Here is a 715-nt window from a genome sequence, read left to right as displayed (position 1 = left end):
TAAAGTGCGCATCCTGATCAATGGTACGGCTGTACAAGCGACCACAGCAGGCGGCGTGTATACTTTTACAGGGTTGAAAAAAATATAGGATTCAAACGAAGGATACCGTCGATGTCATTGCGGTCCAACAAGAGAAGCATATCGAGCGTTATCGGGTGCCCGTTTTGGTGTATGATTTCTCCCTATCGGGATCGACGTATGTGTTGGATCAGGCGGTTTACGCTGGAAGTTACGGCGAGCATATTCATACAATCGCACTGGTGGTAAATAAGGTACAAAAAGCCACGGCGACAAAAGGCAACGGCATGTATACCTTTACAAATATGACGGCATGGATAAAAAACAACGAGGATATGGTTGAAATTGTAGGGATTGACGCGCAAGGCGTGGTACGTAAAACATATCCGTTAAGCATCAAAGACGAACGACTACTGGTATCAGACTATGTTTTAGGTGAAGATACATATCAGGGAACGTTTGGTGGAGCTATTTCGAAGGTACGTTTGTGGGTGGATGGCGGCGTGAAGCAACAAGCGCAAACATCACAGGGGACGTTTACATTTTCAGGTCTGGTGCCAGATGTGATTAAGAACGACCGGGTGTTGCTGGAAATCGTGGGCGTGAATAGTAATTATGTGGAGCTAGCACGCCGCGTGGTGCCGATTGTGGATTACCACCTGAGACTTGCGACAGCGACCTATATATTAGGAAGCCC

1 protein-coding gene is annotated in these 715 nt (G+C 47.0%); it reads left to right on the top strand.

The genetic code is table 11. The features are described 5' to 3' along the window. Positions 1–155: 155 nt before the first annotated feature. On the top strand, positions 156–715 hold a 560-nt coding region (locus PCORN_RS16725), incomplete at its 3' end, for an immunoglobulin-like domain-containing protein (protein WP_149024413.1).

Origin of the sequence: Listeria cornellensis FSL F6-0969, from assembly GCF_000525855.1 — a bacterium.
In the GTDB taxonomy this organism is placed as follows: domain Bacteria; phylum Bacillota; class Bacilli; order Lactobacillales; family Listeriaceae; genus Listeria_A; species Listeria_A cornellensis.
The sequence above is the reverse complement of the archived record's forward strand: the minus strand, read 5'-3'. Positions and strand labels throughout refer to the sequence as shown.